1 protein-coding gene is annotated in these 256 nt (G+C 62.1%); it reads left to right on the plus strand.

Annotation, left to right across the window (positions count from 1 at the left end):
* On the plus strand, positions 1-256 hold a 256-nt coding region (locus tag SAZ04_RS22500), incomplete at both ends, for a hypothetical protein (RefSeq protein ID WP_332699918.1).

The raw sequence follows: 256 nt of genomic DNA on the forward strand, positions 1-256 counted from the left end.
CGCGCTCAAGGCCATTGCCAACCTGGTCCAGACCAACAAAGAACGCTATACCGACAACGGCGAAGCCATCCGCAAGCTGGCCGATGCCCTGCAGTTCACGGATGGTTTGCAGAGCCGGCTCAAATGGAAAGACGGCACTACCCAATCCGACCTCTTCGGCGAAAGCCTCAATGCGCGCGCCAACGATCCGGCCCGCAGCCAGAGCGAGCGCGACCAGGCGCGCACGCTCTACGACCAGCTGCAAAAGCTGCCCAAC

Source organism: Halalkalibacter lacteus (assembly GCF_036663595.1).
Lineage (GTDB): Bacteria > Bacillota > Bacilli > Bacillales > Bacillaceae_D > Halalkalibacter > Halalkalibacter lacteus.